Source organism: Streptomyces sp. NBC_00400 (genome assembly GCF_036048035.1).
GTDB lineage: Bacteria > Actinomycetota > Actinomycetes > Streptomycetales > Streptomycetaceae > Streptomyces.
Genome location: NZ_CP107940.1, coordinates 5,986,928 through 6,012,864, shown reverse-complemented (window position 1 = coordinate 6,012,864; position 25,937 = coordinate 5,986,928). Strand labels below are relative to the sequence as shown.

At 71.8% G+C, this 25,937-nt stretch carries 25 protein-coding genes and 1 other RNA gene; 12 read left to right on the top strand and 14 right to left on the bottom strand.

Annotated features, from left to right (window positions below; all coding sequences use genetic code 11):
• Window positions 1-26 precede the first annotated feature (26 nt).
• From OHS81_RS26325 to OHS81_RS26305, 5 genes are all read right to left on the bottom strand, one after another.
• A complete protein-coding gene (locus tag OHS81_RS26325) occupies window positions 27-1,859 on the bottom strand; it encodes a carbamoyltransferase family protein (protein WP_328387122.1) in 1,833 nt (610 codons plus the stop codon).
• Window positions 1,852-2,577 carry a YggS family pyridoxal phosphate-dependent enzyme gene (locus OHS81_RS26320; RefSeq protein ID WP_328387121.1) on the bottom strand — a complete coding sequence of 242 codons (726 nt, stop codon included), beginning with the start codon at window positions 2,575-2,577 and terminating at the stop codon, window positions 1,852-1,854. Before OHS81_RS26320 ends, OHS81_RS26325 begins: the two co-directional genes overlap by 8 nt.
• Window positions 2,577-3,194, bottom strand: a complete 618-nt coding sequence (locus OHS81_RS26315; protein WP_328387120.1) for a LysE family translocator — start codon at window positions 3,192-3,194, stop codon at window positions 2,577-2,579. The genes OHS81_RS26320 and OHS81_RS26315 overlap by 1 nt, the downstream gene beginning before the upstream one ends.
• Window positions 3,191-5,506: an iron-containing redox enzyme family protein gene (locus tag OHS81_RS26310; protein WP_328387119.1), complete on the bottom strand. Its 2,316-nt coding sequence runs from the start codon at window positions 5,504-5,506 to the stop codon at window positions 3,191-3,193. Before OHS81_RS26310 ends, OHS81_RS26315 begins: the two co-directional genes overlap by 4 nt.
• A gap of 241 nt (window positions 5,507-5,747) precedes the next feature.
• Entirely contained in the window at window positions 5,748-6,785 is a 1,038-nt protein-coding gene (locus OHS81_RS26305; protein WP_328387118.1) for an SGNH/GDSL hydrolase family protein, read from the bottom strand.
• A gap of 578 nt (window positions 6,786-7,363) precedes the next feature.
• On the opposite strand from OHS81_RS26305, the gene OHS81_RS26300 reads away from it, so the two are divergent.
• Window positions 7,364-8,362: a LuxR C-terminal-related transcriptional regulator gene (locus OHS81_RS26300; protein ID WP_328387117.1), complete on the top strand. Its 999-nt coding sequence runs from the start codon at window positions 7,364-7,366 to the stop codon at window positions 8,360-8,362.
• 45 nt (window positions 8,363-8,407) lie between these two features.
• Here the strand turns inward: OHS81_RS26300 and OHS81_RS26295 are convergent, their stop codons facing one another.
• Window positions 8,408-8,680: a hypothetical protein gene (locus OHS81_RS26295; protein WP_328387116.1), complete on the bottom strand. Its 273-nt coding sequence runs from the start codon at window positions 8,678-8,680 to the stop codon at window positions 8,408-8,410.
• A 652-nt stretch (window positions 8,681-9,332) separates the two neighbouring features.
• On the opposite strand from OHS81_RS26295, the gene OHS81_RS26290 reads away from it, so the two are divergent.
• From OHS81_RS26290 to OHS81_RS26275, 5 genes are all read left to right on the top strand, one after another.
• Entirely contained in the window at window positions 9,333-9,929 is a 597-nt protein-coding gene (locus OHS81_RS26290; RefSeq protein WP_328387115.1) for a TetR/AcrR family transcriptional regulator, read from the top strand.
• A gap of 75 nt (window positions 9,930-10,004) precedes the next feature.
• The gene (locus tag OHS81_RS37490; RefSeq protein ID WP_443058770.1) at window positions 10,005-10,415 is read left to right on the top strand and encodes an SRPBCC family protein; all 411 of its coding nucleotides are present in this window, start codon (window positions 10,005-10,007) and stop codon (window positions 10,413-10,415) included.
• Complete coding sequence (locus OHS81_RS26285; protein ID WP_328387114.1) at window positions 10,397-10,552, top strand: hypothetical protein; 156 nt, start codon at window positions 10,397-10,399, stop codon at window positions 10,550-10,552. Before OHS81_RS37490 ends, OHS81_RS26285 begins: the two co-directional genes overlap by 19 nt.
• 97 nt (window positions 10,553-10,649) lie before the next feature.
• Window positions 10,650-11,156: a glycine-rich domain-containing protein gene (locus OHS81_RS26280; RefSeq protein ID WP_328387113.1), complete on the top strand. Its 507-nt coding sequence runs from the start codon at window positions 10,650-10,652 to the stop codon at window positions 11,154-11,156.
• A gap of 184 nt (window positions 11,157-11,340) precedes the next feature.
• Window positions 11,341-11,679: a hypothetical protein gene (locus OHS81_RS26275; RefSeq protein ID WP_328387112.1), complete on the top strand. Its 339-nt coding sequence runs from the start codon at window positions 11,341-11,343 to the stop codon at window positions 11,677-11,679.
• 213 nt (window positions 11,680-11,892) lie between these two features.
• Here the strand turns inward: OHS81_RS26275 and rnpB are convergent.
• Window positions 11,893-12,293: RNase P RNA component class A (gene rnpB, locus OHS81_RS26270), an RNA gene on the bottom strand.
• A 155-nt stretch (window positions 12,294-12,448) separates the two neighbouring features.
• Here rnpB and OHS81_RS26265 point away from each other — a divergent pair.
• Together OHS81_RS26265 and OHS81_RS26260 are read left to right on the top strand one after the other, a co-directional pair.
• The gene (locus tag OHS81_RS26265; RefSeq protein ID WP_328387111.1) at window positions 12,449-13,261 is read left to right on the top strand and encodes a MerR family transcriptional regulator; all 813 of its coding nucleotides are present in this window, start codon (window positions 12,449-12,451) and stop codon (window positions 13,259-13,261) included.
• Window positions 13,258-13,953, top strand: a complete 696-nt coding sequence (locus tag OHS81_RS26260) for a hypothetical protein (protein ID WP_328387110.1) — start codon at window positions 13,258-13,260, stop codon at window positions 13,951-13,953. Before OHS81_RS26265 ends, OHS81_RS26260 begins: the two co-directional genes overlap by 4 nt.
• Here the strand turns inward: OHS81_RS26260 and OHS81_RS26255 are convergent.
• Entirely contained in the window at window positions 13,940-15,424 is a 1,485-nt protein-coding gene (locus OHS81_RS26255; RefSeq protein ID WP_328387109.1) for an RNB domain-containing ribonuclease, read from the bottom strand. The two genes, OHS81_RS26260 and OHS81_RS26255, sit on opposite strands and share 14 nt — an antisense overlap.
• Before the next feature lie 269 nt (window positions 15,425-15,693).
• Here OHS81_RS26255 and yaaA point away from each other — a divergent pair, with 269 nt between their 5' ends.
• Together yaaA and eda are read left to right on the top strand one after the other, a co-directional pair.
• Entirely contained in the window at window positions 15,694-16,491 is a 798-nt protein-coding gene (gene yaaA / locus OHS81_RS26250; protein WP_328387108.1) for a peroxide stress protein YaaA, read from the top strand.
• A gap of 129 nt (window positions 16,492-16,620) precedes the next feature.
• Entirely contained in the window at window positions 16,621-17,268 is a 648-nt protein-coding gene (gene eda / locus OHS81_RS26245; protein ID WP_328391438.1) for a bifunctional 4-hydroxy-2-oxoglutarate aldolase/2-dehydro-3-deoxy-phosphogluconate aldolase, read from the top strand.
• A 99-nt stretch (window positions 17,269-17,367) separates the two neighbouring features.
• Here eda and OHS81_RS26240 read toward each other — a convergent pair whose 3' ends face one another.
• The 3 genes from OHS81_RS26240 to OHS81_RS26230 are packed head-to-tail and all read right to left on the bottom strand — an operon-like array spanning window position 17,368 to window position 20,183.
• Window positions 17,368-18,561: a bifunctional RNase H/acid phosphatase gene (locus tag OHS81_RS26240; RefSeq protein WP_328387107.1), complete on the bottom strand. Its 1,194-nt coding sequence runs from the start codon at window positions 18,559-18,561 to the stop codon at window positions 17,368-17,370.
• A 3-nt stretch (window positions 18,562-18,564) separates the two neighbouring features.
• The gene (locus OHS81_RS26235; RefSeq protein ID WP_328391436.1) at window positions 18,565-19,308 is read right to left on the bottom strand and encodes a zinc ribbon domain-containing protein; all 744 of its coding nucleotides are present in this window, start codon (window positions 19,306-19,308) and stop codon (window positions 18,565-18,567) included.
• Window positions 19,305-20,183 (bottom strand): Nif3-like dinuclear metal center hexameric protein, encoded by an 879-nt coding sequence (locus OHS81_RS26230; protein ID WP_328387106.1) that lies wholly within the window; start codon window positions 20,181-20,183, stop codon window positions 19,305-19,307. Before OHS81_RS26230 ends, OHS81_RS26235 begins: the two co-directional genes overlap by 4 nt.
• 295 nt (window positions 20,184-20,478) lie before the next feature.
• On the opposite strand from OHS81_RS26230, the gene OHS81_RS26225 reads away from it, so the two are divergent.
• Together OHS81_RS26225 and OHS81_RS26220 are read left to right on the top strand one after the other, a co-directional pair.
• Window positions 20,479-21,969: a hypothetical protein gene (locus tag OHS81_RS26225; RefSeq protein ID WP_443058769.1), complete on the top strand. Its 1,491-nt coding sequence runs from the start codon at window positions 20,479-20,481 to the stop codon at window positions 21,967-21,969.
• 160 nt (window positions 21,970-22,129) lie between these two features.
• Window positions 22,130-22,297, top strand: a complete 168-nt coding sequence (locus OHS81_RS26220) for a hypothetical protein (protein ID WP_328387105.1) — start codon at window positions 22,130-22,132, stop codon at window positions 22,295-22,297.
• A 111-nt stretch (window positions 22,298-22,408) separates the two neighbouring features.
• Here the strand turns inward: OHS81_RS26220 and OHS81_RS26215 are convergent, their stop codons facing one another.
• The 3 genes from OHS81_RS26215 to OHS81_RS26205 form a co-directional block, all read right to left on the bottom strand.
• A complete protein-coding gene (locus OHS81_RS26215; RefSeq protein WP_328387104.1) occupies window positions 22,409-23,386 on the bottom strand; it encodes a 3-oxoacyl-ACP reductase in 978 nt (325 codons plus the stop codon).
• A 101-nt stretch (window positions 23,387-23,487) separates the two neighbouring features.
• Window positions 23,488-24,564, bottom strand: a complete 1,077-nt coding sequence (locus OHS81_RS26210) for a Zn-dependent alcohol dehydrogenase (RefSeq protein WP_328387103.1) — start codon at window positions 24,562-24,564, stop codon at window positions 23,488-23,490.
• A gap of 142 nt (window positions 24,565-24,706) precedes the next feature.
• Window positions 24,707-25,582, bottom strand: coding sequence for a MaoC/PaaZ C-terminal domain-containing protein (locus tag OHS81_RS26205; protein ID WP_328387102.1), 876 nt, complete (start codon window positions 25,580-25,582; stop codon window positions 24,707-24,709).
• Between the last annotated feature and the right edge of the window lie 355 nt (window positions 25,583-25,937).

Here is a 25,937-nt window from a genome sequence, read left to right as displayed (position 1 = left end):
GCGGTTCTCCTTGGTCCGGCAGAGGGTCAGTCGAGGGGGATCTCGTCGCGCCAGTCGCCGTCCTCGCTCCAGGCCGGCTGGGCCTCTTTGAGCAGCAGGAAGCTGCCGAGCACGAGGACGTCGATCCGGGTGCGCATGAAGCACCGGTAGGCCTCTTCGGGCGAGCGGACGATGGGCTCTCCCCGCACGTTGAAGGAGGTGTTCACCAGGACCGGGCAGCCGGTTTCGGCCTTGAAGGCGGTCAGCAGGCGGTGGAAGGCCGGGTTGGCCTCCTGGCTCACGGTCTGGACGCGGGCCGACATGTCCACGTGGGTGACGGCCGGGATGGTCGAGCGGTGGACCTTCAGCCGCTCCAGTCCGCGGGCGCCGGCGTCCTCGGCGGGCAGCCGCTGGGCGGCGGCCACGTCCGCGACCACCAGCATGTAGGGGCTCTCCTGCTTGAGTTCGAAGTAGTCCTCGGCGTCGGTGTCGAGGACGGCCGGCGCGAAGGGGCGGAAGGACTCCCGGAATTTGATCTTCTGGTTCATCGCGGACTGCATCTCGGTGTCGCGGGGGTCGCCCAGGATCGACCGGGCGCCCAGGGCACGCGGCCCGAACTCCATCCGGTCCTGGAACCAGCCGACCACCTTGCCCCGCGCCAGCTCCGCAGCCGCCCTGGCCGCGAGCGCGTCCGTCTCGAAGCGGGTGTACGGCACACCGGCGCCGTCCAGGTACGCCTGGATCTCCTCGTCCCGGTAGGCGGGGCCCAGCAGGGCGCCGGACATGGCGTCCCCGCCGCTCCCGAGGTGGGTGCGCTCGGCGCCGCCCTCCATCGCGACGGCGAGCGCCGCGCCCAGGGCGCCGCCCGCGTCACCGGCCGCCGGCTGCACCCACACCCCGTCGAAGATCTCCTCGCGGATCACCCGCCCGTTGGCAACGCAGTTGAGCGCCACCCCGCCCGCCAGGCACAGCCGGGTCTCCCCGGTCTGCCGCTGCGCGGTCCTGGCCAGGCGCAGGACCGCTTCCTCGGTCACCTGCTGCACGGAGGCGGCCAGGTCGAACTCGCGCTCCGTCAGGGGGCTTTCGGGACGGCGGCGCGGCCCGCCGAAAAGCTCCTCGAAACGGCGGCCGGTCATCACCTGACCCCGCAGGTACGCGAAGTAGCGCATGTCCAGGTGGAAGGAACCGTCGGGCTTGAGATCGATCAGCCGTTCGCGGATCAGGTCCGCGTAACGGGGCGTGCCGTAGGGCGCCAGCCCCATGAGCTTGTACTCGCCGGAGTCCACCTTGAATCCGCAGAAGTAGGTGAACGCGGAGTACAGCATGCCGAGTGAATGAGGGAAGCGCAGCTCGGCCAGCGGTGCGAGGCGGTCCGCGCGTCCGTGCCAGAGCGAGGTGGTCGCCCACTCCCCCACCCCGTCGATGCAGAGCACGGCCGCGGACTCGTAGGGGCTGGGGAAGAACGCGGAGGCCGCGTGCGACTCGTGGTGGCGGCGGCAGATGATGTCCGGCACCGCTCCCTGACCCAGTGCCGCCAGCTCCCGCCGGACGGTCTGTTCCGCCCGCCTCTTCCAGCGCAGCCACTCCGGCAGGGTGTCCCGGAACGAGGGGAAGCCGGACGGCGCGGCGCCGGCGTACGAGGCCAGCACGCGGCGGAACTTGAGCGCCGGATCCTCGTAGTACGCCACTGCGCTGACGTCCCGCAGTGTCGCGCCCGCCTCGGCCAGGCAGTACGACACCGCCTGGGCCGGGAAGGACGGATCGTGGCGCCGCCGGGTGAAGCGCTCCTCCTGCGCGGCGGCGATGATGGCCGTGCCGTCCACGAGAGCTGCCGCACTGTCGTGGTAGTAGGCGGAGATACCCAGAACGAGGTCAGTCATGGTGAGCGTCCACTCCTGGGGTGCGGGTGCCGGGCTTGGCGGGCCGTGGGCCGAACAGTGCGGTCCCGAGCCTCACCTGGGTCGATCCGGCGGCGATCGCCGCCTCGAAGTCGCCGCTCATCCCCATGGAGAGGGTGTCCCACCGGTGCCCTGCCGCGACCTGCTTGGCGAACAGCTCGGCCAGTACCTCGAAGGCGGGCGGGCCGGTCACGGGCGCAGCGGGCACCGCCTTGCGGGGAATGGTCATCAGGCCGCGGACGGTCAGGCGCCTCAGGTCCTGGACCGACTCCAGGAACGGGTCGAGCTGATCCGGGGCGAGGCCCGCCTTGGCGGGATCGCCGTCGGCGTTGACCTGGACGCACACCTGGAGCGGCGGCAGGTCGTCGGGGCGCTGCGCGTCGAGGCGCCGGGCCGCCTTCTGCGAGCAGAGCCCCAGCACCCAGGAGAAATGCTCCGCCAGGAGTCTGGTCTTGTTGCTCTGGACCGGCCCCAGGTACACCCATTGGACACCCGAGCCACGGAGTTCGGCCGTCTTCGGCAGGGCCTCGCCGACGTAGCTCTCGCCGAAGCGGTCCAGGCCGAGGGCGCGGGCCTCGCGGATCGCGGAGACCGGGTGTCCCTTGGACACGGCGAGCAGTTCCACCGCCTCGGGGCGCCGGCCCGCTGCCGTGGCCGCGGCGTCTATTCGGGCCCGCAGGGCCTCCAGCCGTTCTCGCATCACGTGATCACACTCCACAGCGCGGCCGCGGTGAGGGCGAGGAACACCGCGGGAGGAATCCAGGGCAGAACGTTGCGCACGGGGCCGAGCCGGTCGGTGGCCGGGGCGAGCTGGTGGCCGAGCAGCCCCGCCAGGGTGTTGACGGTGAATCCGGAGAGGTTGAAGCCCAAACCGAAGGCGAGGAGCTGCCAGGAGCTCGCTCCGGAGGGCACCAGTTGGGGAAGGATGGTCAGGAAGAACAGGGCGATCTTCGGATTGGACACATTGAGCAGGAAGCCCTTGACGAACGGGCGGCCACCGGAACCCCGCTGGGTGACGCCGTCCTCCCCTTCGTCCTGCTTGCCGCGCGGGACGCTCGTCCAGGCCATGTAGGCCAGGAAGCAGATACCGATGAGCTGCACCACGGTGTAGGCGGTCGGGGCCGAGACCAGGAGTGCGGCGAGCCCGGTCACGGTCGCCACGACGTAGACGAAGACCCCGAGTTCCACGCCCAGAGCTGCCCTGATACCGGCCCGCGGCCCCCTGCTGACGCTGCTCGCGACGCAGTGGAGCATCGCCGGCCCCGGTGTCAGATTCACCACCAGGGCGATGGCGATGAAGGCCAGGACGTGACTCAATGAATCTCTCCCTTGTTTTCGTATGCGCGCTTGTTCTCGTATGCGCGCGTGGCCGTCCGGGCGGCCCTTCTGGCGCGCCGTCCGCCCGGTGGGTTCAACGACCGGTAGCCCGTCCTGACGCGCTCCCAGATCCCCGGTTCGCAGCCCGGACCCAGCACGGAGGGCACGGCGGCCATATAGGCGTCCACCGCGTCGGCGGCCCAGGCGGAGTGGCCCGTGGCGACGTTGTCGATGGTGTTGTGGATGTCGACGAAACGGGTGCTGAACCCGTACTTCTCCAGGCCGATGCGGGCGCGCCGGTAGCCGCCGCCGACGCCGGACAGCTCCATCGCCACGTTCAGCCCCAGCACTTCCGGCAGGAAGGTGCGCGGCAGCCGGCCGATGCACAGCCAGTACACCGGCAGCTCGAACGACTCCTCCCGGAACCCCGGCCACTGCGCGAACTCGCGGGAAGCGGTGGGCGGCAGTTCGACGCCCATCTCCCGCAGCACCTCGCGGTAGATCAGGGGGTGGTTGAGGCCGAGGTCCCCGTTGCCGAGTTCGTCCCAGTAGGTGGAGAACAGCAGATGGCCGACGTCCGAGGAGGCATGGCCGTAGTCCGTGAAGCCCTGCAGCCAGCTGCCGTCTATCAGGGTCAGGGGAGCGAGCTGCACGGTGGCGTCGACCAGCGCCTCCTTGGAGGGCAGGGGTGCGTCCGCCCCCTGCTCGAATTCCCGGCCGTGCCGGTCGTGCTGCTCCTGGAGCCACGGGCGCAGCCCCCGCGGATCCCAGTGGTCCGGAGGCAGATGCCCGGCCGTGTCCCAGCCGACGCGGGAGCGCGCCAGCCAGCCGTGTACGTACCCCGTGGCGTACCGGCGCAGCGCGGGTGTGTCACCGCGGCTGAGCAGGAGGTGGTACGCCTCGCGCAGGGTGCCGGGGGTCCGGTCGCGCCGCGCGGCCGGGGCTCGTACGGCCGCCGGGACGGGGAGGGACCGCGCTGTGTCCGGGCCCGGGTCCGGGTCCGGGCCCGTCACTGTCACTGTGACGGTGTCCGTTTCCGTGTCCATGGCCGGGGCCGGGGCCGGGGCCGGGGCCGTGACGGTGTCCGTGGTCGTGTCCGTGGCCGTGACGGTGGCCGTGGTCGTGGCCTGTCCGTCGCGGTCCGCGGCCGCAACCGCGGGCAGCGAACGGATCCAGCGCCGGATCACGGCCTCGTCCGCAGGGGAGAAGATCCGGAACATCGGGCCGTTCTCGGAGATCAGGCCGCGCAGCAGGGGGCTGCGCTCGGGGCTCCCCGGCCTGACGAGCCGACTGGCCGCGAGGGCGCGGAGCAGTCCGTGGGGTGCGGTACGGGCCTCGGTGAACCAGTCGCCGAGCGCGCGGCCCCCGACCTTGAAATCCTGGTGGTACAGGGCTGCTTCGCGGGCCCGGAGCCTCAGCAGCTCCGCCATGTCATGGGCCGGGTCCAGGGCCGCCGACACCTCCTCGTACAGGCCGCCGCTCCACCGCTGCAGCATGTCCAGGGCCCAGCGGAAACCCGCGATCAGCCCCGGGGCATCCGGGCTCTCGGCCGGGAGCGCGGCGGCGCCGGCACGGGCGAGCGCGAGTCCGGTCGGCGTATCCGCCCGGCGGGCGGCCCCGGGGTCCAGGGCGGTCCAGTCGGCCGCCGCCGGGAGCAGTTCACGCACCAGGGCAAGGGGCGGGAGCAGCCCGACCGCCCGCAGGCACAGATCGGCACCCACCAGCTCCGCGCGATGGTCGTCGGGCCGTCGGCTCATGGTCAGCAGCGGCCCGGGCAGAGCGAAGGCCAGGTCGGACACCTGCGGGTCCTGGGCCAGCCGGGTGACGGGTGCGGCGCGCTCCGCGAGCCGCAGGTGGTGCAGCAGGGCCCGGTACGCGCTGCCCCGGTCGGCACCGGGATGCCCGGCACCCAGGTCCTGGGCGTAGAGCGAGAGCGTACGCATCGTCAGCTCGCTGTCGCCGTTGCCGGGACTGCTCAGCCACTGCAGCCAGGCGCCCGAGACCAGTGCGAGCGGAGCCGCGCCGAGGGCCGCCCGGCGAACCAGGGCATCACGCGACTCCTGGTCGGCGGCCCGGGCCGCGAGTGCCCGATAGTCCTCGCCGGCCCGGACCGACCATGCGCCGGCCCGGCGCTCCCAGTCCGCCGGCGTCTGCGCGGATGCCGTCAGCGCACGGGAGTACTCGTCCGGAATCGCCACCCTCGGGGGGAACCCCTCCGGGTCCGCCGCCCGTACGTACAGCGTGCGGCACTCCTCCGCGACGGCCCGGGGCCGGCGGCCGGCGGTGCCGGCCGCCGCCTGCTGGCGTTGCATCGACGCTCCTCCTGTGGTTCCGGTCCGGGTCCGGGGTGTCAGAACATCGGGTAGATGGAGGCGTCGTCCTTGGACTTGGTCTTGCGCTTGCGCTGGAAGAATCCGAGCACTTTACGCAGCAGTGCCATGGGAGGTTCCCTTCAGGAGTGGCGGGTGCGATGCGGGGGCTCGTCGGCGCGGTCAGGACAGGCCCGGCCGCCCGGGGTGCCGGGCCCGTGGTCAGGACAGGCCGAGGCCGTGGTCAGGACAGACCCAGGCCCGTGGCCAGCAGACCGGAGACCAGGTCGTAGCCTTCGTCGGTGAAGTGCGCGCGGTCCACGAACAGCCACTGCCCGGGATCTGCAGCATCCGCCACGAGCGGGTTGAGATCCAGGAACGCCACGTCGTGTTTGGCGCACGCCTGCGCGATGCCCTCGGCGTAACGGCGGCCGACCTCGGCGGGGGCGATCTCACCGAAGAGCTGCCAGAACGTCGACTGCTTGCCGTCCAGTTCGCGGAAGAGCTCGGCCTCCTCGGGCGAGGGAGTCTCCCGCACCCAGGTGGCCAGCGGCTGAAGAGCGAACGAGATCCGGGTGCCGGAGGTGCCGGCCAGCAGCTTGAAGCGCTCCAGGTCGAGCGCCGTGCGCTCGATGGCGGTCGCCAGCCGTTCGTCGAGCGTCAGCGGCGCCTCGTCGGCGGGTGCCTGCGGCGGCTCGGCGGCCCGGCGTTCGCCGCGCCCGAACCGGCCGGTGCGCTTGGCCTTGCGGTGGCGCGAGCGCAGCTCCTCCATCTGCTGGTAGTACTCGCCGGAGAAGAAGAAGGCCCCGTAATCGCCCTGCAGGGCGCGGGGGAGGCCGGCCAGCGCCAGGTTGTTCAGCCCGGAGAGGATGACGATCCGGTCGACCGGCGGCAGCATCTCGCGGTGCAGCAGGTAGAGCATCATCTCCTGCGTGGAGCAGTATCCGCGGGCACCGAGGTTCAGCCAGGGGGCGGAGGGCGCGTGCCGGCTCCACAGACGCGACGGGATCGAGGCGGCGTCGTTGGTGGTGCCCACGCCGAATGCGGTGGAGCTGCCCGCCAGGACGTTGACCGTGCCGTCGGCGGGTGCGTCGGCGACGGAGGCGGTGCCGGTCGCGCCATGGGAGACGCGGAATCCGAGACGATCGGTGTTCACGACGCCGGAGCGGTAATCCGCCCGGTGGAAGTACATCAGGTAGGGCACCCAGCGGGTCTCCCCGCGATCGACGAAGTCGTCGTACTGGGCCATCTGCGGGGTCAGCGAATAGCGCCTTGCGTTCACGGACGGAACTCCTGTCAGCGGACGGTTGCCGGGGAGGAGGAACGCTCAGTCTCCCCAGCCGAGGTCGGCGGTCATGCCAAGGCCGAGAGCCGACGGGCCGCTGGTCAGGGCGTGGTGTACGGGTACAGCCGGACATCGTGCGGTGAGCGTCATGGCAACTCCGTGTCTTCAGGGGACCGGCACCGTAATGAGCCTGCGTGACAACGGGCGGTGCGTACACACACACGGGGTGTCGTGTCTGCGACTGGCGCAGATACGTCAAGGGTCGGGGGAACGGAGCGATCTGGTCCGCGCACCGGGCCGCCCTGTCCGCTACTCCGCTGCTGCGCTACTCCGCTGAGAACCAGCCAATTGTGGCGAACATCGAAGCCACCACGGAGAATTCCTTAACTCGGCATAAAGTATGAGTGATGGGGTGATCGAGGCCGCCTCCGGGTGCTCCGCCTCCGGAGGCGGTCTCCGGCGTGCCAGGTATCGATGTGCCGCGCGGCTCAGACACACCGGGGGTGTGCAACGTGGAGGTATCCGGCCTTCATGCCACAGGGGAATGGCCTGCTCTGAGTGAGGAAGTCCGGGCTGTGTACCGGTTCCTGGCCGAGGCTCCCGAAGGCATCCCTGCCTGCGAGGTGCGTACGCGGACGCGGATGGCCGACGAGTCCCTGGACCGGGCGATCGAGCAGCTGATGACGCTCAGGCTGCTGTGCAGGTCCTCGTGGGAGAAGGGCACCCTGCGGGCCCTCTCGCCCGAAAGCGCCAGGGTGCAGTTCGTCTGGCCGATCGTCAGGGAACTCAGCCGCCGTCAGCGTGAGGTGGACGCCATCCGTGAGGTGTACTCCGAACTCGCGCAGGTCTACGAGAGCGCCACGCTGCACGAGGCCGGGTCGTGTCCGCTGGAGATCGTTCCGGATCTTCCCTCGGTCCGCCGGGCCCTCACCCAGCTCGCCGCCGAGGCCACCGAGGAAGTGATCACCGCTCAGCCGGGCGGAGCCCGGCCCGCCGAAGCACTCAAGGAATCACTGGAGCGCACCGACGAGTTACTGGACCGGGGCGTCCGGCTGCGGACCCTCTACCAGCACACCGCGCGATTCAGCCCCGCGACCGCGGAGTTCGTCCATCACGTCACCGGGCGGGGAGCCGAAGTCCGCACCCGGAGCGACGGATTCATGAACCTCCTCCTCTTCGACGGCAAGGTGGCGGTGACGTCTCTGCGCGACGACCGGTACGGCGCATTGATCGTCCGGGATCCCCACGTGGTCGCTTTCATGCGGACCTCGTTCGAACCGGCCTGGAGCACGGCCATCCCCTTTCCCTCCAGGTACGACCCGGTGACCGCCGACCAAGTCCTGGACGACATCAAGACCACGATTGCCCATCTGCTGACAGAGGGCCTTGAGGACAAGGTCATCGCCCGCCGCCTGGGCATGTCCTTACGGACCTGCCAGCGTCATGTCTCGGACCTCATGCGAAGGCTGGGAGCAAGAAACCGGCTGCACCTCGGCTACCTCCTGCACTCCCACCAAATACGGGAACGAGGCCTGGTGCCCCGGATCTCCTCACACATCGACACCGGCAGTTGATCCGGATCGGCCGGCAGCAGGCAGTCTCGGTGCACCCGGATCCGATTACCGGCTGAATGAATCGAGGAAATCGCGGAGGATGCCACCGGAGAACGGATCGGTCCTGGGGTCTTCGGGAGTGACCAGGCTGACGACATAGCACTCGGACAAGAGAAGCGAAGCACCCTCCACCACCGCTGAACTTTCCGGATCAGCGAGCTGAACTCCGGCTACCCGGTGCGCTCGGAGTACATCTGGGTAACGCTTGTAAAGAATGGAGAACGGCCCCTCACCCTGGCAATTCAGCGCGTACCCGCAACGCTCCCAGAACTCCTCCATGTTTCGACTCTCGGAGAAGGTGACAATGCTGGAGTAGTCATCTTCTGCATTCTCCGGAAGTAGCCAATCCCTCAGTGATTCCGCGGCCACCCTCTCTCCGTCCAAAAACAATCCGGGCCATCTCCGGACCTGACGTAGAGTGAACCGCTTCATCGCCGCCGGGAAGGCACGATCGGTAATGAATTCGCTTGAGTATCCTGTGACATCCATCAATACCCCCAAGTCGCGACCGTCGTGCCCCAACCGCCGCGGACCCGCTGATCGTTGGCTTCACACGATGGCACCCCGCCGGGAGTCCGCGCATTGATGCCTCGGCTGAGCGCCCTGACGCATCACGGCCCTGTTCAGGGTCGTGATGGCGGACGAGTCGGCCTGTACGCGAGAGACATCCTGGCCCGAGACGGCCACGGGTCGTGGGTGGTGACCAGGCCACAGCACTGGTCGCCCCGACAGGGCGGCTGCATCTGGCCAGTGGACCGTACGGGTAGCCCGGCAGGGCCTCGAGGCCACGGATGCCGACCGGCGAGAACCCCGTCCACGCCCGCATACGGGATCTACGGAACCTGCCCGCCACGTACATGACCCGCGGACACCACGAGGTGCTCCCAGGGCACCGGTCAGTCGCACTTCCACGTGTGGTAGCACTGCGTACATGAAGGCCAAGTCCACTGAACGCGCTGGTTATCACCATGGCGACCTCCCCGCCGCGCTCACCGCTGCGGCCATCGAGCTCCTGGACGAGCGCGGGGTGGAGCATGTGACTGTCCGTGAAGTCGCCCGCCGGGCAGGGGTGTCGCCAGGAGCGCCGTTTCGGCATTTCGCCGACCGTCAGGCGCTGCTGACAGCGGTCGCCGACCACATTCTGGTCGACTTCGGGGAATGGCAGCTCGGCATGGTCGCAGACGTCGAGGGTTCTGTGATGCGCGCTTTCGGCCTGGGCTTCGTCCGTTACGCGATCCGCCACCCGCGCCGCTTCGAGCTGATCAAGACCAGGGTGTTCAGCGACAGTCGGCCTGCCGAACTGCACCAGCGCCTCTCCGACATCGAGCGGACTCTCACCGACATCATCGTCGCCGATCAGAAGGCCGGTGTGCTGCGCCCCGGCGATCCCGCAGTGGTGGCTCTCGCGGGTCAGGCGATCGTCTACGGCCTGTCACAGATGATCGTTGATGGGTATCTGCCGCCGGATCAGGCGGAACAGCTGACCGAGCAGGTTCTGGACACCATCGGCCTCGGCATCGCCAACTGACCAGGTTTCGCAGGGTCTTGACGGCCACTCCGCGCACTGATGTAATCGCTGATTACATCAGTCGAGGAGGCTCCGATGCCCGTGCTGCGCCTGTTGCGCATTCCGCGATTCCCGGCCCCCGCGGCCACCGGCACGGTGGCCATCAGGACAACCCCGGCTGATGCGTATCGCGTTGTCAGCGATCCGCCCGTCATAGTCCGTCTCGCCGAAGAGGCCCACCGTGCCCGCTGGCTGGGCGGAGCCACTGCACCAGCGGTGGGCGCCCGCTTCCACGGCCACAACCGCAACGGCCTGCGTCGCTGGGCCACCACCTGCCGTATCACGGATGCCGATCCGAGCCGGTGCTTCGCCTACGAGGTGACGGCGCCGCTCGGAGTCCCCATCTCCCGCCGGCAGCACGACATCGCACCCACAGCGGAGGGCTGCACCTCACCGAGACCACCTGGACGCGGGTGCCCCTGTGGTTCATGCCCCTCGCCATCTTGATCACCGGCGTCTTCGACCGCAGCGGCGTCAACAACACCAACATCGGCACCACGCTGCAGCGCCTCAAGCGCCATCTGGAGTCACCCCTGCCCAGCGTGGCGGACAGCTCGCAGCGCAGTGACCGGCCAGTGGGCTGACCCAGCGAAGCGACTCCCGCCCCGGCCGGATCAATCCTGGCAGGTCGAACGGCCGAGGCGGGCGCCAGAGGAAACACACCAGGAAGGAAAACACGACATGCACGAACTGCGTGACTTACTCGCTCCTGACGCGTTCAGAGGTGTCGTCGCAACGGTCATGGACAACAACCCTGGCATGGACGAGCCTACGGCCAGGCGCGTCGTGGAAGAAGCCCTCAAGTTCGTCGTGGCCGCCGCGAAGTTCCCGACGACGTCCATCCGGCCTTCGCGCATGGTCGACGAGGGGTGGCACGCCCTCATTCTGCACACGGCGCTGTACGCCAAGCTGTGCGCCCGGCTCGGAAACTTCGTACACCACCACCCCGACGGGCCGGACACCCCCGATCGCGACCCGGGCGCACACCTGCGGGCCGTGGCCCTGATCGAAGAGGCAGGGTTCAGCACGGACAAGGAACTGTGGACGGCGCCGCCGAGCACACTGGTCCCAACGGGGGCGAGGTGCAGGCGGCGGCCTCATCCAGGCGGCGGCTGTTCCACTCCGTCCTGTGGCTCGTCGTGCGGCTCGTCGTGCGGCTCGTCCTGTGGCGGTGGAGGGGGTGACTAGCAGTTGTTCCACCTCAGGCCTCGAACTCACCACCGGCCGGCCCTACCGGAACCCCTCCACGGCAGCCCCCGAACCCCGACGCGCGGATTAAACGACAAGGTGCGGCCTTGCCGTGGGCAGGGCATCGAACTCGCAGGTGTTTTACGCAACGGATTCCGCGCGGGCGGACAGGACGGGGACACAAGTGAATCGCAAACGGAACGTGGTGGTGTCGGTTGTAGCAGCCGGGTTGGCGACGGCTGTGCTGGCAGGATGTGGCGTCGACGGAAAGATCGGAAACTACGACAAGGTCTCGGTCTGGCCGAACGCTGATCCCCGGGGCCAGAACCCGATCGCCGATCTGACCACGCTCACGCCGGTAACAGTCGAGTGCTACACACCAGGCAAAGCGGATGCGACCGGATTCGGCTACGGCGCGACGTACAAGATCTCCTATGACGGCGGATCCGGCTATATCGACGCGAGCACGTCCATCATGAGCGACGGTGGCGAGGTGTCCCCCGAGCGGGTACCCAAGTGCTAAAGGTAGCGGTGCTCGGCGTGGGCTTGTTCTCCATCCGGCGTCGAACACCGCCTCGTACGTGATGCCTCACCCGGTACGAACGCTGGTTGGTCCCGCGCTCGTTCACGAACATCCCCACGGGAACTCCCGGGAAGCCGCAGGTCAGGGCAGGAAGCCCGGCGGGAAGCACCACGGCCCCGGCCAGGGTATTCGCCCTGGACAGAGCTGTAGTAGCGGACGAGTCGGCCTGTACGCCGGGTTCTGTCGCCTCCGGTCCTTGCGGGCCGGGGGGAGACGGCCATCCATCTAGGGCTGCCGTTGCCGGCAGCCTCGTGCGGTCTACCCGCGGACTCGGGCGGGCAGCCCTCGGTCGTCCGCGCAGAGGCATCAGCCGATGCCTCCTCTTGACCTTGCTCCAGGTGGGGTTTACCTAGCCCTCCGAGTCACCCCGGAGGCTGGTGGTCTCTTACACCACCGTTTCACCCTTACCGGAGGCCGAAGCCGCCGGCGGTCTGTTTTCTGTGGCACTGTCCCGCGGGTCACCCCGGGTGGGCGTTACCCACCACCTTGCCCTGTGGAGCCCGGACGTTCCTCGGGGGGATCAGTGATCCCCACGCGGCCGTCCGGCCGGCTCGTCCGCCGTGGTGACCATGCTACCCGTAGGGGGCAGCGGTCCTCGCCGGGCTTGCCCGTTCCCCTCCCCGGGCTTCCCCGTTTCCCGCCGGGCCTCCCGTTCCCCGCCGGGTCCGGGCCTTGACCTTGTCGCAGCGGCAACGTTTGTACTGGGCGCATGAGAATCGGAGAGCTCGCAGGTCTGATCGGCGTCAGCACCCGCGCCGTCCGCCACTACCACCACCTCGGACTGCTGCCCGAGCCGGAACGCCGCGCCAACGGCTACCGGGAGTACGGGCTGCGGGACGCGGTCGCGCTCGCCCGGGTGCGCCGGCTGACGGAGCTGGGGCTGGGGCTGGACGAGGTGCGGGACGTCCTCGCCGACGACGCGGGGCGTGAGCTGCACGAGGTGCTGTCCGAGCTGGACGCGGATCTGGCCCGCCAGGAGGAGGAGATCCGGTCGCGGCGGGCCCGGCTGGCGTCGGTGCGGCGGCAGGCGGACGAGCACGGGGGGCTGCCCGCGGAGGGGCCGGTGTCGGACGAACTGGCGGCGCTCTTCGCAGAGATGGCCCGCGCTTCCGCCGCGCACCCGGGGCCGGAGCCTGCGATGGCGGCGAAGGAACGGGAGGTGCTGGCGCTGCTCGAATCGACGGGCGAGGCGGAGGGGAACAAGCGGATGGTGGAGCTGCTGGGGGAGGCGGTCGCGGCGCCCGGGGCGATGCAGCAGATGTACGAGGTGTACGGCCTGCTCGACGCGCTGGCGGAGGCCCCGGCCGACGATCCGCGGGTGGAAGCGGCCGCTCGGGCGCTCGCGGACTGCATTCCGGAGGCGGTGGTCGCCCAGGCAGGCAGGGAGCACTGGGAACAGGCGGCCGGGGTGGGCGCGGAGGCCGGCGACAGCTTCCTGACGGCGTACTACGCGCACTTCGCGCCCGCGCAGGCCCAGGCCGTACGCCGGGCGATCCAGCTGATCGCGGAGCGTGCGCGGTGAGCCGGGTGGCCGCGCTGCGCCGGCTGGGCGCCTACGAGGCGCGGTGGCTGGTCAGCCTGGGCTGGTGGGTGGCGCGGCGGCGGATCGGGGTGGCGCCGGGCGAGCGGGCCCTGGCGTATGCGGGGGCGCAGGCCGCGTTCGTGTACGGGCTGGCGTTCGTGTGTGTGGTGGAGACGGTCGGGGTCAGCGTGCTGCTGGCGGACCGCCCGGCGGCGCACACGGTGATGCTGGTCCTCGACCTCTACACCGTGCTGGTGGTACTGGGTCTGCAGGCGGCGGCGGTCACCCGGCCGCATGTGCTGGGGGCGGAGACCTTGTGGCTACGGGCCGGTGCGGGCCGGGACATACGGATCCCGCTGGAGCTGATCGCCTCCGTGCGTCACGACCTCCGGTTCGTCCGGGAGCCGGAGAAGGACGGCAACGTGGTGGTGGAGCTGGCGGTCGGCGATCAGACCTCGGTCACCGTCGAGCTGTCCGAACCGGTCGTGGCCGTCCGTTTGCTGGGGCGGCGGGAGACGGTGCGTACGGTGCGGTTCCATGCCGATGACGCGCGAGCGGCGGTGACGGCCCTGCGGGCGCAACTGGCGGCGGTGAACGCGGGTACGGCGCGGGAGACGGGAGAGGCCGCGGCGCCGGAGGCGGGCGCGGGGAGGACGCCGGAGACGGGCGGGGCCGCGGTCAGGCAGGGGTGAAGCGGACGGGGTGGTGGCCCGGTTCGGCTTCGGCGAGGCGGACCGGGATGCGGTGGCCCAGGGGCAGCGCGGGGCCTTCCGGGGCGGTTTCGACGGTGCCGATGACGGCCGGGTCGTAGAGGTGGACGGTGCCGTGGGTGGGGTCCTTCTCCTGGATGTCGACGACCAGCGCCTCGAAGATCTCGCCGACCCGGTCCCGGAGCAGCGCCGCTTCCACCAGGTCGACGCAGGAGCGCTCCACCTGGTTGGCGCGCTGGGCACCGGTCTCCATCTCGCGGGGCAGGGCGGGCAGCGCGCTGCGCACCCAGCCGGGCGGTTCGACGCCGGCCGAAGCGGCCAGGCACAGCTCGGAGGTGTAGCGGTCGGCCAGCCGCCGCAGCGGCGCGGTGGCATGCGCGTACGGGGCGGCGACCGCGGCGTGCAGCGCCTCGGCGGCCCGTGGCGCGGTGCCGTCGAAGGTGGTGTAGCCGGCGCCGCGCAGCAGGGCGGTGCACTCCTGCAGGAAGGCGGCGTGGGCGGGGCGGCGCGGGTCGAGGGTGCGGATCAGCGCCGCGTACGAGGTGTGGTGCGGCCAGTCGACGCCGAGCGCGCGGGCGGTCAGGCGGAGCCGGGCGACCGAGCCGTCGGGAGCGGTAGGCAGCGTGCGGAGGATGCCGGTGCCGGAGGCCAGCATCAGTTCGGCCGCCGCCATGCCGGTGAGCAGGGAGATCTGCGCGTTCCAGCCGTAAGCCGGGAGCGGGGCGCGGTATTCGAGGGTGTAGCGGCCGTCCCGCTCGACGATCTCCTGCTCGGGGACGTTGAGGGAGATCGCACCCCGGGCGACCTCCAGCTCCTCGCGCAGCAGGCCGATCTCGCGGAGCAGGGCAAGCGGTTCCTCGGCCGTCGAGTCGTCCAGGATCCGCTGGACGCCGGCGTAGTCCAGCCGGGCGCGGGAGCGGACCAGGGCACGGCGTACGGACGCGGCGGCCAGGGCACCGTCCGCGTAGAGGTCGAGCTGCCACAGGACGGCCGGGCGGTCCCGGTCGGGCAGCAGGCTGGCGGCGCCCTCGCTCAGCACATGGGGATGCAGCGAAACCCGCTCGTCGGGGAAGTAGAGGGTCATCACCCGGTGGTGCGCCTCGGCGTCCAGGGCGCCGCCGGGTGTCACGAAGGAGGCGACATCGGCGATGGCGTAGTGGACGCGATAGCCGCCGCCGGGGCGCCGGGACAGGAACATGGCCTGGTCGAGATCGAGGGAGCCGGGCGGGTCGAGGGTGAAGAGGGGAAGGTCGGTGGCGTCCTCCAGGGTGTGCTCGGTCGCCACCGCGCCGTCGGCGGCCGGGATGCGCGGGGCGCGGGCGGCGCTCTCCGCCTCGGCCTGGGCCGTGGGCGGGAAGTGGTCCGGGATCTCCAGCCTTCCGCGCAGCTCATGCAGCGCGACCCGCAGCGGGGCCTCGGCTGCGTCGGTCACATGCATATGGAGACGGGGCATGCCATCGAGCGTATGGCGGGCGGCCGCTCCCGGCGCGGCGTGCGGGTGGCCGTGCCGGGTGGCTTGTGGGAACGGCTCCGGGTGACGTGCGGCGGGGAACGGCCCCGAGGTGGCGTGCGGGGGGGCCGGCCCCAGGGCGGCGTGCAGGTGCCCGGCCCGGGGGGCGGCGGCCGCGCCTCGCGGGTTCCTGGCCCACCCGCCGCAGGCCATACCCTGTGCCGGGGCCGCACCCCGCCGTACCACCCGTACCGCCGTGAGGGAGAAACACCGTGCTCGTGCTGTTGCCGCCGTCCGAAGGGAAGGCCGCGGGAGCGGCCGGGGCGCCGCTGGATGCCGGTGCGCTGTCGCTGCCCGCGCTGACCGCCGCGCGCGAGGCGGTGCTGGAGGAGCTGGTCGGGCTGTGCGCGGCGGACGAGGCCAAGGCCCAGGAGGTGCTGGGGCTCAGCGACGGCCTCAAGGGCGAGATCGCCAAGAACGCGGGCCTGCGGACGGCAGGGACGCGGCCGGCCGGGGAGATCTACACCGGGGTGCTCTATGACGCGCTCGGTCTGGCGTCCCTGGACGCGGCGGCCCGGAAGCGGGCCGAGCGGTCCCTGCTGGTGTTCTCGGGGCTGTGGGGCGCCGTACGGATCGGCGACCGGATTCCGTCCTACCGCTGCTCGATGGGCGTGAAGCTGCCGGGGCTCGGCGCGCTGGGCGCGTACTGGCGGGCGCCGATGGCCGAGGTGATGCCCGAGGCCGCCGGGGACGGACTGGTCCTCGATCTGCGCTCGGCGGCGTATGCGACGGCCTGGAAGCCCAAGGGCGAGGTGGCCGGACGGACCGCGACGGTGCGGGTGCTGCAGTCGAAGACGGTGGCCGGTGTGGAGAAGCGGACGGTGGTCAGCCACTTCAACAAGGCGACCAAGGGACGGCTGGTGCGGGATCTGCTGTCGGCGGGCCTGGCTCCGGCGGGTCCGGCGGAGCTGGTGGAGGCGCTGCGGGGGCTGGGGTATGCGGTGGAGGCGGAGCCTCCGGCGAAGGACGGCAAGGCGTGGGCCGTCGATGTGATCGTGACGGAGCTGTAGGGCGGGGCCGGGCGGGACAAGGGGCGGACGGACTGCGGGGCCGCCCAGCGGACGGACGGCAGGACCGCCCAGCCGGGCCGTTGCAGCATGCGCAACACTCGTTGCGGAGAGTGGGTGAGCGGGCGCACCATGGGCGACGTGACCCGCGCCGCCCCCTCCCCCGCCTCTGTCCTCGGGCTCGCCCCCGTCATCCCGGTCGTCGTGCTGGACGACGCGGCCGATGCCGTACCGCTCGCCCGGGCGCTCGTCGCGGGCGGGCTGCCCGCGATCGAGGTGACCCTGCGGACGCCCGCCGCGCTGGACGCGATCCGGGCCGTTGCCGACGAGGTCCCGGAGGCGGTGATCGGCGCGGGCACCCTGCTCACCCCCGGCCAGGTCGAGACGGCCCTGACGGCCGGCTCCCGCTTCCTGGTCAGCCCCGGCTGGTCGCCGCGGCTGCTGGGCGCGATGCGGGACTCCGGGGTGCCGTTCCTGCCGGGGGTCTCCACGGCCTCGGAGGTGGTGACGCTGCTGGCGGAGGGCGTCACCGAGATGAAGTTCTTCCCGGCCGAGGCGGCGGGCGGTACCGCCTATCTCGCCGCGCTGGCCGCGCCGCTGCCGCAGGCCCGCTTCTGTCCGACCGGGGGCATCGGCCTGGCGTCGGCGCCGTCCTATCTGGCGCTGCCGAACGTCGGCTGTGTCGGCGGCACCTGGATGCTGCCGGCCGAGGCGCTGGCCACGAAGGACTGGGACCGGGTGCGCCGACTCGCCCGGGAGGCGGCGGCGTTGGCGGCCTGAGGCTGCCGCGTGCGAAGGGCCCGGCACCTCGGTCTGCGAGGTGCCGGGCCCTGTCGCCCTGGCCATGGGGTGCGCGGCCGCGCTGTCGCGGCACGGCCGCTACCGCAGATGCGAGGTGTCGTTCAGCAGCCGCAGCGAGGCGTTGCCGTCGGAGTAGTACGCGACGACCGAGAGCGACGCCGCGGACAGCTCCATCCGGAACAGCGACTCCGGCGGGGCGCCCAGCGCCAGCCGGACCAGCGTCTTGACGGGGGTGACGTGGGTGACCACGAGGACGGTCTTGCCCGCGTACCGCGCGAGGAGCTTGTCGCGGGCGACGGCGACCCGGCGGGCGACCGTCGCGAAGGACTCGCCGCCTCCGGTGGGCGCCACCTTGGCGGAGCCGAGCCAGGCGTCGAGGTCGTCGGGGTGGCGCTCGCGCACCTCGGCGAACGTCAGCCCTTCCCACGCCCCGAAGTCGGTCTCGCGCAGGCCCTCCTCGATACGGACCTCCAGGCCGAGCCGGTCCGCGACCGCACCGGCGGTCTCCCGGCAGCGCCGCAGCGGTGAGCTGACGACGGCCTGGATCGTGCCCCGGGCGGCGAGCGCGGCGGCGGTCGCCTCGGCCTGGCGGCGCCCGGCGGCGGAGAGCGCGGGGTCGGTGCCGCCGCTGCCGGAGAACCGCTTCTCGGGCGTCAGCGGGGTCTCGCCGTGCCGCAACAGGACGAAGGTCGCGGGCGGGCCGAGGTCGGGAGAGCCCCAGCCGACCGCCGGGGCGGCGGAAGACGCGGCCTCCTCCGCCGTCGCCACCGCCTCGTCGGCGGCCCGGGCGGCGGCGCTGCGGGCGGGCGCGGCCGCGGTGGCGAGCGCCGCCGTGGAGTTGCCCGGCTCCCACTGCCGGCCGGTCTTCCCGGCGTCCATCGCCTCGTTGGCGAGCCGGTCCGCGTGCTTGTTCTGCGCGCGCGGGATCCACTCGTAGGTGACCTGGCCGGGCGGGAAGACCGCACCGGCCTCGGCGGCCAGCGGCTTCATGTCCGGGTGCTTGATCTTCCAGCGTCCCGACATCTGCTCGACGACGAGCTTGGAGTCCATCCGCACCCGGATGCGGGCCTGCGGATCGAGCGCATGCGCCGCCCGCAGACCGGCCACCAGGCCCTTGTACTCGGCGACGTTGTTGGTGGCGGTGCCGATGAACTCGGCGGCCTCGGCCAGCGCCTCGCCCGACTCCGGGTCGAGGACGACCGCGCCGTAGCCGGCCGGCCCCGGGTTGCCCCGGGACCCGCCGTCCGCCTCGACGATCAGGACGCGCGACACGGCCTACAGACCCGAGTCGGGCGTACGGACCAGGATGCGGGTGCAGTTCTCGCAGCGCAGCACCGCATCGGCGGCGGCCGCGCGGACGTCGTTGACCTCGGTGATGTTCAGCTCCAGGCGGCAGCCCTCGCAGCGGCGCTGGTAGAGGCGGGCCGCGCCGACGCCGCCCTCCTTCGTGCGGATCTTGTCGTAGAGCTTCAGCAGATCGGCCGGGATGTCGGCGACGGTCAGCTCGCGCTCCTTGGCGACCGTGCCGCGCTCGGTGTCGATCTCGGCGTAGGCGGCGTCCCGGCGGGCGGCGGCGTCATCGGCCTTGGCCTGGATGGCGTCGACCCGGCCGGTCAGCTCGGTCACCCGCTCCTGGGCACTCTCGCGGCGCTCCATGACCTCCAGGACGACGTCCTCCAGGTCGCCCTGGCGCTTGGCCAGCGAGGTCAGTTCGCGCTGGAGGTTCTCCAGGTCCTTGGGGGAGGTGACGGCACCGGAGTCCAGGCGCTTCTGGTCGCGGGCGGCGCGCTGGCGCACCTGGTCCACGTCCTGCTCGGCCTTGGTCTGCTCGCGGCTGGTGTCGCTCTCCTCGGTCTGCGCGGCGACGAGCAGGTCGCGCTGCTGGATGAGGTCGGCCTCCAGGGTCTGCAGCTCGGCCAGCTCGGGGAGGTTGTTGCGCCGGTGGGCGAGCTGGGTGAGCCTCACGTCCAGGGCCTGGACGTCGAGGAGGCGGATCTGGTCGGCGGGCGCGGCGTTCAGCGTGGGGCTCCTGTGGTGTGGGTCGGGGCGAAGAAGGGGGTGGACGCCGCGTGGGCGGTCCAGGGGTCGGTGACCGTGCGGGAGACATGCGTGCGCAGTCCCCAGTCGTGCCGGTCGGAGACCGCGTCGAGCTGGGCCGCGGCCTGCTCGCACCACGGCCATTCGGTGGCCCAGTGGGCGGCGTCGAGCAGCGCCGGCGGGCTGTTCTGCCCGGTGGTCTGAAGGGCCTCGGAGGCCGGGTGGTGGCGCAGGTCGGCGGTGAGGAAGGCCTCCACACCGGCCGCCCGTACGTCATCGAAGAGGCTGTCGCCGGAGCCGCCGGAGACGGCGAGGGTCCGGATCTCGCGGTCCGGGTCGCCGGCCGCCCGGATGCCCTGAGCGGTGGCGGGCAGCCGTTCCGCGGCGTAGGCGGCGAGGTCGGCCAGCGTCATCGGATGCGGCAGCTCGCAGATCCGGCCCAGGCCCCGGCGGCCCGCCGGATCGCTCGGGTCCGGCACCAGCGGGCCGAGGATGCGCAGGTCCAGCGCGCCGGCCAGGGCGTCGGAGACACCGGGGTCGGCGGTGTCGGCGTTGGTGTGCGCGACATGCAGGGCGATGTCGTGCTTGATGAGCGTGTGCACGACCTTGCCCTTGAAGGTCGAGGCCGCGACCGTCGTCGTCCCGCGCAGATAGAGCGGGTGGTGGGTGACGAGGAGGTCGGCGCCGAGCTTCACCGCCTCGTCGACGATCTCCTGGACCGGGTCGACGGCGAACAGCACCCGGCGGACCTCGGCGCCGGGATCTCCGCAGACCGTGCCGACGGCGTCCCACCCTTCGGCCCGCTCGGGGGGCCAGAGGGCGTCGAGCGCGGTGAGGACTTCAGACAGTACGGGCACGGGTGGAAGATTACCTCCCAGCTGTGACATGGCGCGGGGCCCTCGGGTCGTCTCCCCCGCCCCTGCCCCTCCGCCGCCCGGCCCATGCGGAAAATCCGCACCGCCCGTGCCGGAATTCCGCACCGCCCGTGCCGGAATTCCGCACCGCCCGTGCCGGAAATCCGAAGCACAACCCTCCCACCGGGAACCGGCGAACCGGACAATCGCCACCCTTATGCGTGAAGTGTGGCACCTCCCGGCGATCGGCCGGACGTGCGAAAACTAGCTTCGGTTGCCGACTGGAGGTGACCTTGCGATGACGATCTGTGCCACTGAGGACGCCAGGGCGCGGGACATGCGGGATGTGCGGGACCGCGCGCACCGCGCGGCGCTGACGATCGCCGCCGACGGTTCGTACGCCGCCCGGCTCGCCCGTCACAACGACGCCGCCGGGAGCTGGTTTCCGGAGCGCTGGACGCTGAGCGGCCCCGAGCCGTACGCCGTGCCGCTGCAGGGCAACCAGCCCGAGGAGCCGGACAGCGCGCTGCTGCCGCTCGCGGACGGACGGGTGCTGATCCTGCGCCGGGTCGCCGGCCGTTTCGCCGTCTCCCTGCTCTACCCGGCGGGCCCCGGCACCGGTGAACTCCTGCTGGGCGCCGTGCACGCCCCCGAGCTGACCCTGCTGCCGCCCGCCCCCGGGGGGAAACGGGGCTACGCCCTGGCCCCCGAGGAGCACCGGACCACCCTGTGGCTACTGCACGGCGGCACGGAAGGACCCGAGCGGGCCGCCCGGATCCCGGGACGCTGTACGGGGGGCGTCTGGCTGGACCGCGGCGGCCGGCTGCTGGCGCTGGACCGGGAGACGGACGGCCGGACGAAGACCGTGGTGGTCGATCTGGAGCGGGGCGGCGAGACCGGTCCGCTGCTGCAGATCACCCAGGAGAGCAACGACCGGCTGCTGCTCGCCGATCCGGACAGCGGGCTGCTGCTCCTGCGGTCGGACGCCCCGGGGCACGACCGGCTGGGCTGGTGCGTACTGGGCAGCAGCCTGCCGGTGCGCTTCCCGGAGTGCCTGCATCCCGCGCAGGCGGCTCTCGCACCGTTCGCGATGCAGCCGGGACAGATGCTGGCGCCGGAGAGCTGTGCGGTGGCGTTCCGGGTGGCCGCGGCGAACGGGACGTGGCTGGGGGTCTGGCGGCCCGCGGAGCGGCAGTTGCGGCACTTCCCGGCGCCGGAGGGGTGGCTGGCGGAGGCCGGGCTGTGGACGGCGGGCGGCGAACTGCTGCTGCCGTACGCGACGGGGGCGGAGCCGTGCGGAGTGGCGCGGATCTCCGTGCGGCCGGGGGCGGCGGGGTTGGTGGAGGCTGCGCGGCGGGTGGGGGCTGAGCGGCTGGTGGAGCAGGTGGGGCACGGGCAGCCGGTGGGGGTGGTGGGGCCGGGGCGGCCGGTGGAGCCGCCGGAGCAAGCGGTGCGAGGGGTGCAGCCGCAGCTGCCGGTGCAGCCGCAACCGCCGGTGCAGCCCGTGCAGCCCGTGCAGCAGCAACCGTCGGCTCAGGAGGTGCAGGAGGTGCAGGAGGCGCCGGGGATCCAGGAAGCGCCCGGGACGCAGGGGGTGCCTTCCGGGGCGGTGGCCGCGGCGGCTGCCGGGAGGGGCGGGGGGATTGTCCCGGATGCGGCGAATACCGACAACCGCTCCACAGCATCTGCACAACCCCGGCCCGCGCCCGCGGAACCGCCGCGCCTCCCCCCACATCCTGGAATGTGCAGGCCAGTTCCCCTGCAACAGGCACCTCAGGCGGCCCGGTAGACCCGGTGGAGTGCGTTTTCCGGCCCCGTTAGAATTTCGGGCGGGGGCTACGCAGCCGGTTGACCGGCCACCGACAGTGCCGCTCGGGTCAGCCTTGGCGGTCGTCGGGCGAGGTCCCGACGCGTACAGCTGTAAGCAATCTGACGGAGTGACTCTTCCCATGTCCGAAGCCCGAACCGACACGACCCAGGCGAGCCCCCAGGAGGCATCCGCCCAGGCCGCCGAGGCCGCAAGCTCCGGCAAGCACCGTGGCCCGGCCGCCGCCGAGGAGTCCGGCTCCGCCGCCCATGGCCGGCACCGCCGGGACAAGCAGCCGCAGGACGCGTAAGACCGGTCCGGCGCGTCCCGCCCGCCGACCGTACGAACGGCCGTGGCCGCCGCACCGCATCGTCGCGGGCGGCGGCCACGGCCGTGGTGCACGGTGCGCCGCGCGGCGGGGTCAGTCGTGCTTGAGGGCCAGCACCTCGGCCGCCGCGAAGGTCTCGTCCGGCGGGCGCTGTGCGTAGTACGGGGTCAGCAGTTCATCCAGCTCCTCGAAGCTGAAGAGATCCTTGCCGGTGTCGAACTTGGCGGCGATCCGCGGACGTTCGGCGATGGCGACCATGCCGCCGTGCACGACCAGCAACTGGCCGTTGACCCGGGCCGCGGCCGGCGAGGCGAGATAGCCGACGAGCGGCGCGACATGTTCGGGCGCGAGCACATCGAGCCCGCCCCCCTCGCCCTCGCGGCCCTCCCCGGACTCCCCGCCCCCCGGATGTGCGGGAAAGCCGGCGAAGACGTCCTCCGTCATACGGGTACGGGCGCGCGGGCAGATCGCGTTGGTGGTCACGCCGTATTTGCCCAGCGCCAGCGCCGTGGAGGTGGTCAGGCCGACGATGCCCCCCTTGGCCGCCGCGTAGTTGGGCTGGCCCGCCGAGCCCGCCAGGAACGCCTCGGAGGAGGTGTTGATGATCCGGCCGTGCACCGGACCGCCGGCCGCCTTGGAACGCTCGCGCCAGTGGGCGGCGGCGAAGTGGGTGGTGTTGAAGTGGCCCTTGAGGTGGACGCGGATGACCGAGTCCCACTCGTCCTCGCTCATCGAGAACACCATCCGGTCGCGCAGGATGCCCGCGTTGTTGACCAGGATGTCGAGCCGTCCGTAGGTCTCGACCGCCAGCTGCACGAGGGCGCGGGCGTCGTCGTGGTCGGCGACGTCGCCGAGGTGGGCGACGGCCCGGCCGCCCGCCGCACGGATCTCGGCGGCGACGTCCTCGGCGGGCGCCGCCGAGGCCTCGCCCGAACCGTCGCGGCCCGGCTGCCCGTAGTCGTTGACCACGACGGATGCGCCGAGGCGGGCGAGTTCAAGGGCTTCGGCGCGGCCCAGGCCGCGCCCGGCACCGGTGACGATCGCGGTCAGGCCCTCCAGTGGCTGTGCCATTCCTGTCCTCTCCAGTCTTCTCGGAGCTCGGTGGGGTGCGGTGGATACGGGGTGAGGGGGCGCGGCGACGCGCTCCCGTGGAAGCGTGAGCGCCGCGGGCGTCAGATCTCGATGCAGGTGCGCAGCGAGGTCCCTGAGCGCATCTGGTCGAGCGCGTCGTTGATCTCGGCGAGCCGGACGCGATGGGTGATCAGGCCTTCGAGGTCGATCCGGCCGGCCCGCCACAGGGCGATGGCCCGCTCGTAGGAGCGCAGCACATCCGCGCCGCCGTACAGGGACGGCAGGATCCGCTTCTCGTCGAAGAACAGCTCGAACATATTGACCTGGAAGGTGTCGTCCATGGCTCCCGCGCCGACCACGCACAGGGTGCCGCCGCGCCGGGTCATCTCGTAGGCGGTGCGGGCGGTGGCGGACTTGCCGACCACCTCGAAGACGTAGTCGAAGCCCTCCCCCGCGGTGATCCGGGCCTTGGCGTCGGCGAACTCCTCCGGGGCGACGGCCTCGGTCGCGCCGAAGCGGAGCGCGGCCTCCCGGCGGGCGGGCACGGGGTCCACCGCGATGATCTGGGCCGCGCCGCAGGCCTTCGCCCCCTGGATGACGGAGATGCCGACGCCGCCGCAGCCGATCACCGCGACCGAGGAAGCGGCCTCCACCTTGGCCGTATTGAGGGCCGCACCGAGCCCCGTGGTGACGCCGCAGCCGATGAGCGCGGCGATCTCGTAGGGGATGTCGTCCGGGATGGGGACCGCGCAGTTGGCGGCGACCACGACCTCCTCGGTGAAGGTGCCGGTGCCGGCGAAGCCGAAGACGTCGCCGCCGGCGCGCCGGAAGTTGGGGGTGCCGGCGTTCATGAACCCGGCCAGGCACAGATGGGTCTGGCCGCGCTTGCAGGACGGACAGCTGCCGCAGGCGGGCAGCCAGCACATCAGGACGCGGTCGCCCTGGGCGAGCCCGGTGACGCCGTCGCCGACGTCAAGGATCTCGCCTGCGCCCTCGTGCCCGGGGACGAAGGGGGCGGGCTGCGGCAGCACCCCGTTCATCGCCGAGAGGTCGGAGTGGCACAGACCGGTCGCCCGGATCCGGATCCTGACCTTGCCGGGGCCGAACCCCACCGCCTCGACGTCGTCGAGGACTTCGAGCTTGTCCTGCCCTGTCTCGTGCTGTACGGCTGCGCGCATGTCACGACTCCTCTCGTACGTACGGCAATCCCGCCCCCGCCCGGACCGGCCGGGGCGCAAGGCGCACCCCGGACGGCACTCGTTACCGGGTCTCTCCCTACCGGGTGTCTCGCTACCGGGCCTCTCCCTACCGGGTGTCTCGCTAGCTGTGCTCCACCACCGTGTCGGCCAGCACCGGCGCATCGTCGCGGTCGGCGGCCGTGACCGACACCTGGATCCGGCCGGGCTCCTGCCACAGGCCGATCCGCAACGTCTCCCCCGGGAAGACCACCCCGGCAAAGCGGGTCGTGTACGACCGCACGCGGGCCACGTCGCCGCCGAGCAGCGTGTCGACCACGGCCTTGAGGGTGACCCCGTAGGTGCACAGTCCGTGCAGAATCGGCCGGTCGAACCCGGCGAGCTTGGCGAACCCGGGATCGGCATGCAGGGGATTCCAGTCGCCGGAGAGGCGGTAGAGCAGGGCCTGGTCCGGGCGGATGTGGCGTTCGGTGCGCAGGTCGGGGGTGCGGTCGGGGAGGTCGAGGCGGGCGGAGGGGCCACGGTCGCCGCCGAAGCCGCCTTCGCCGCGGACGAAGATCTGGGTGTCGCAGGTCCACAACGGCCCGTCGTCGTCGGCGACTTCGGAGCGCAGCACGATGACGGCGGCCTTGCCCTTGTCGTACACGGCGGGGACGGACGAGGTCTGGGTGGCGCGGCCGCTCACCGGGAGGGCGCGGTGCACGGTGACGGTCTGGCCGCCGTGCAGGACCGCGGCGAGGTCGACGTCGATCCCCGGGGCGGAGAGCCCGCCGGCGAGGGCCATTCCCCCGCCCGCGACGGTGGCGAAGGCGGGCAGGACGTGCAGCGCGCTCTCCAGGGTGTAGCGCAGTTCGTCCGGGTCGGTGGCGGGGTGAGGTTTCTCCGGGGTGGCCGCGCCGGCCCCGATGCCGAGGTGGTAGAGCTGGACGTCCTTGTGGTCCCAGGCGAGTTCGGTGGTCCGCGGCTCGGCGGAGGTGGCCTTGGCGGCGTCGATGGGCATGGGGCTGTTTGCTCCTTCACCACGTTGTGAAGACCCCGGCCCGGCCGTCCGCACCGTCGACCGTGCCGGGGTCGTACCTGGTCGGCGCGGCCGCGCTCCGCCGGCATGCCTTTCACGCTTCTAGAACGCGTTCTAGCCGATGGCCCTCATGTATAGCCGATCCGTCCCACGCCCGGAAGCCCCCTGACACTGCGTCAGATCTGCTCGGATTCGCCTTGACCCCCTCACGACTCCCCTCGGATCCCCTCGGCTCCCCCCCGGATCCCCTGCGCCGGCGCGCCCGCACCCCGGCCACTGCCGCGCCCAACCGTGACATTTGTCAGGGCGGATCACACACATTCGCCTCTAACACCCC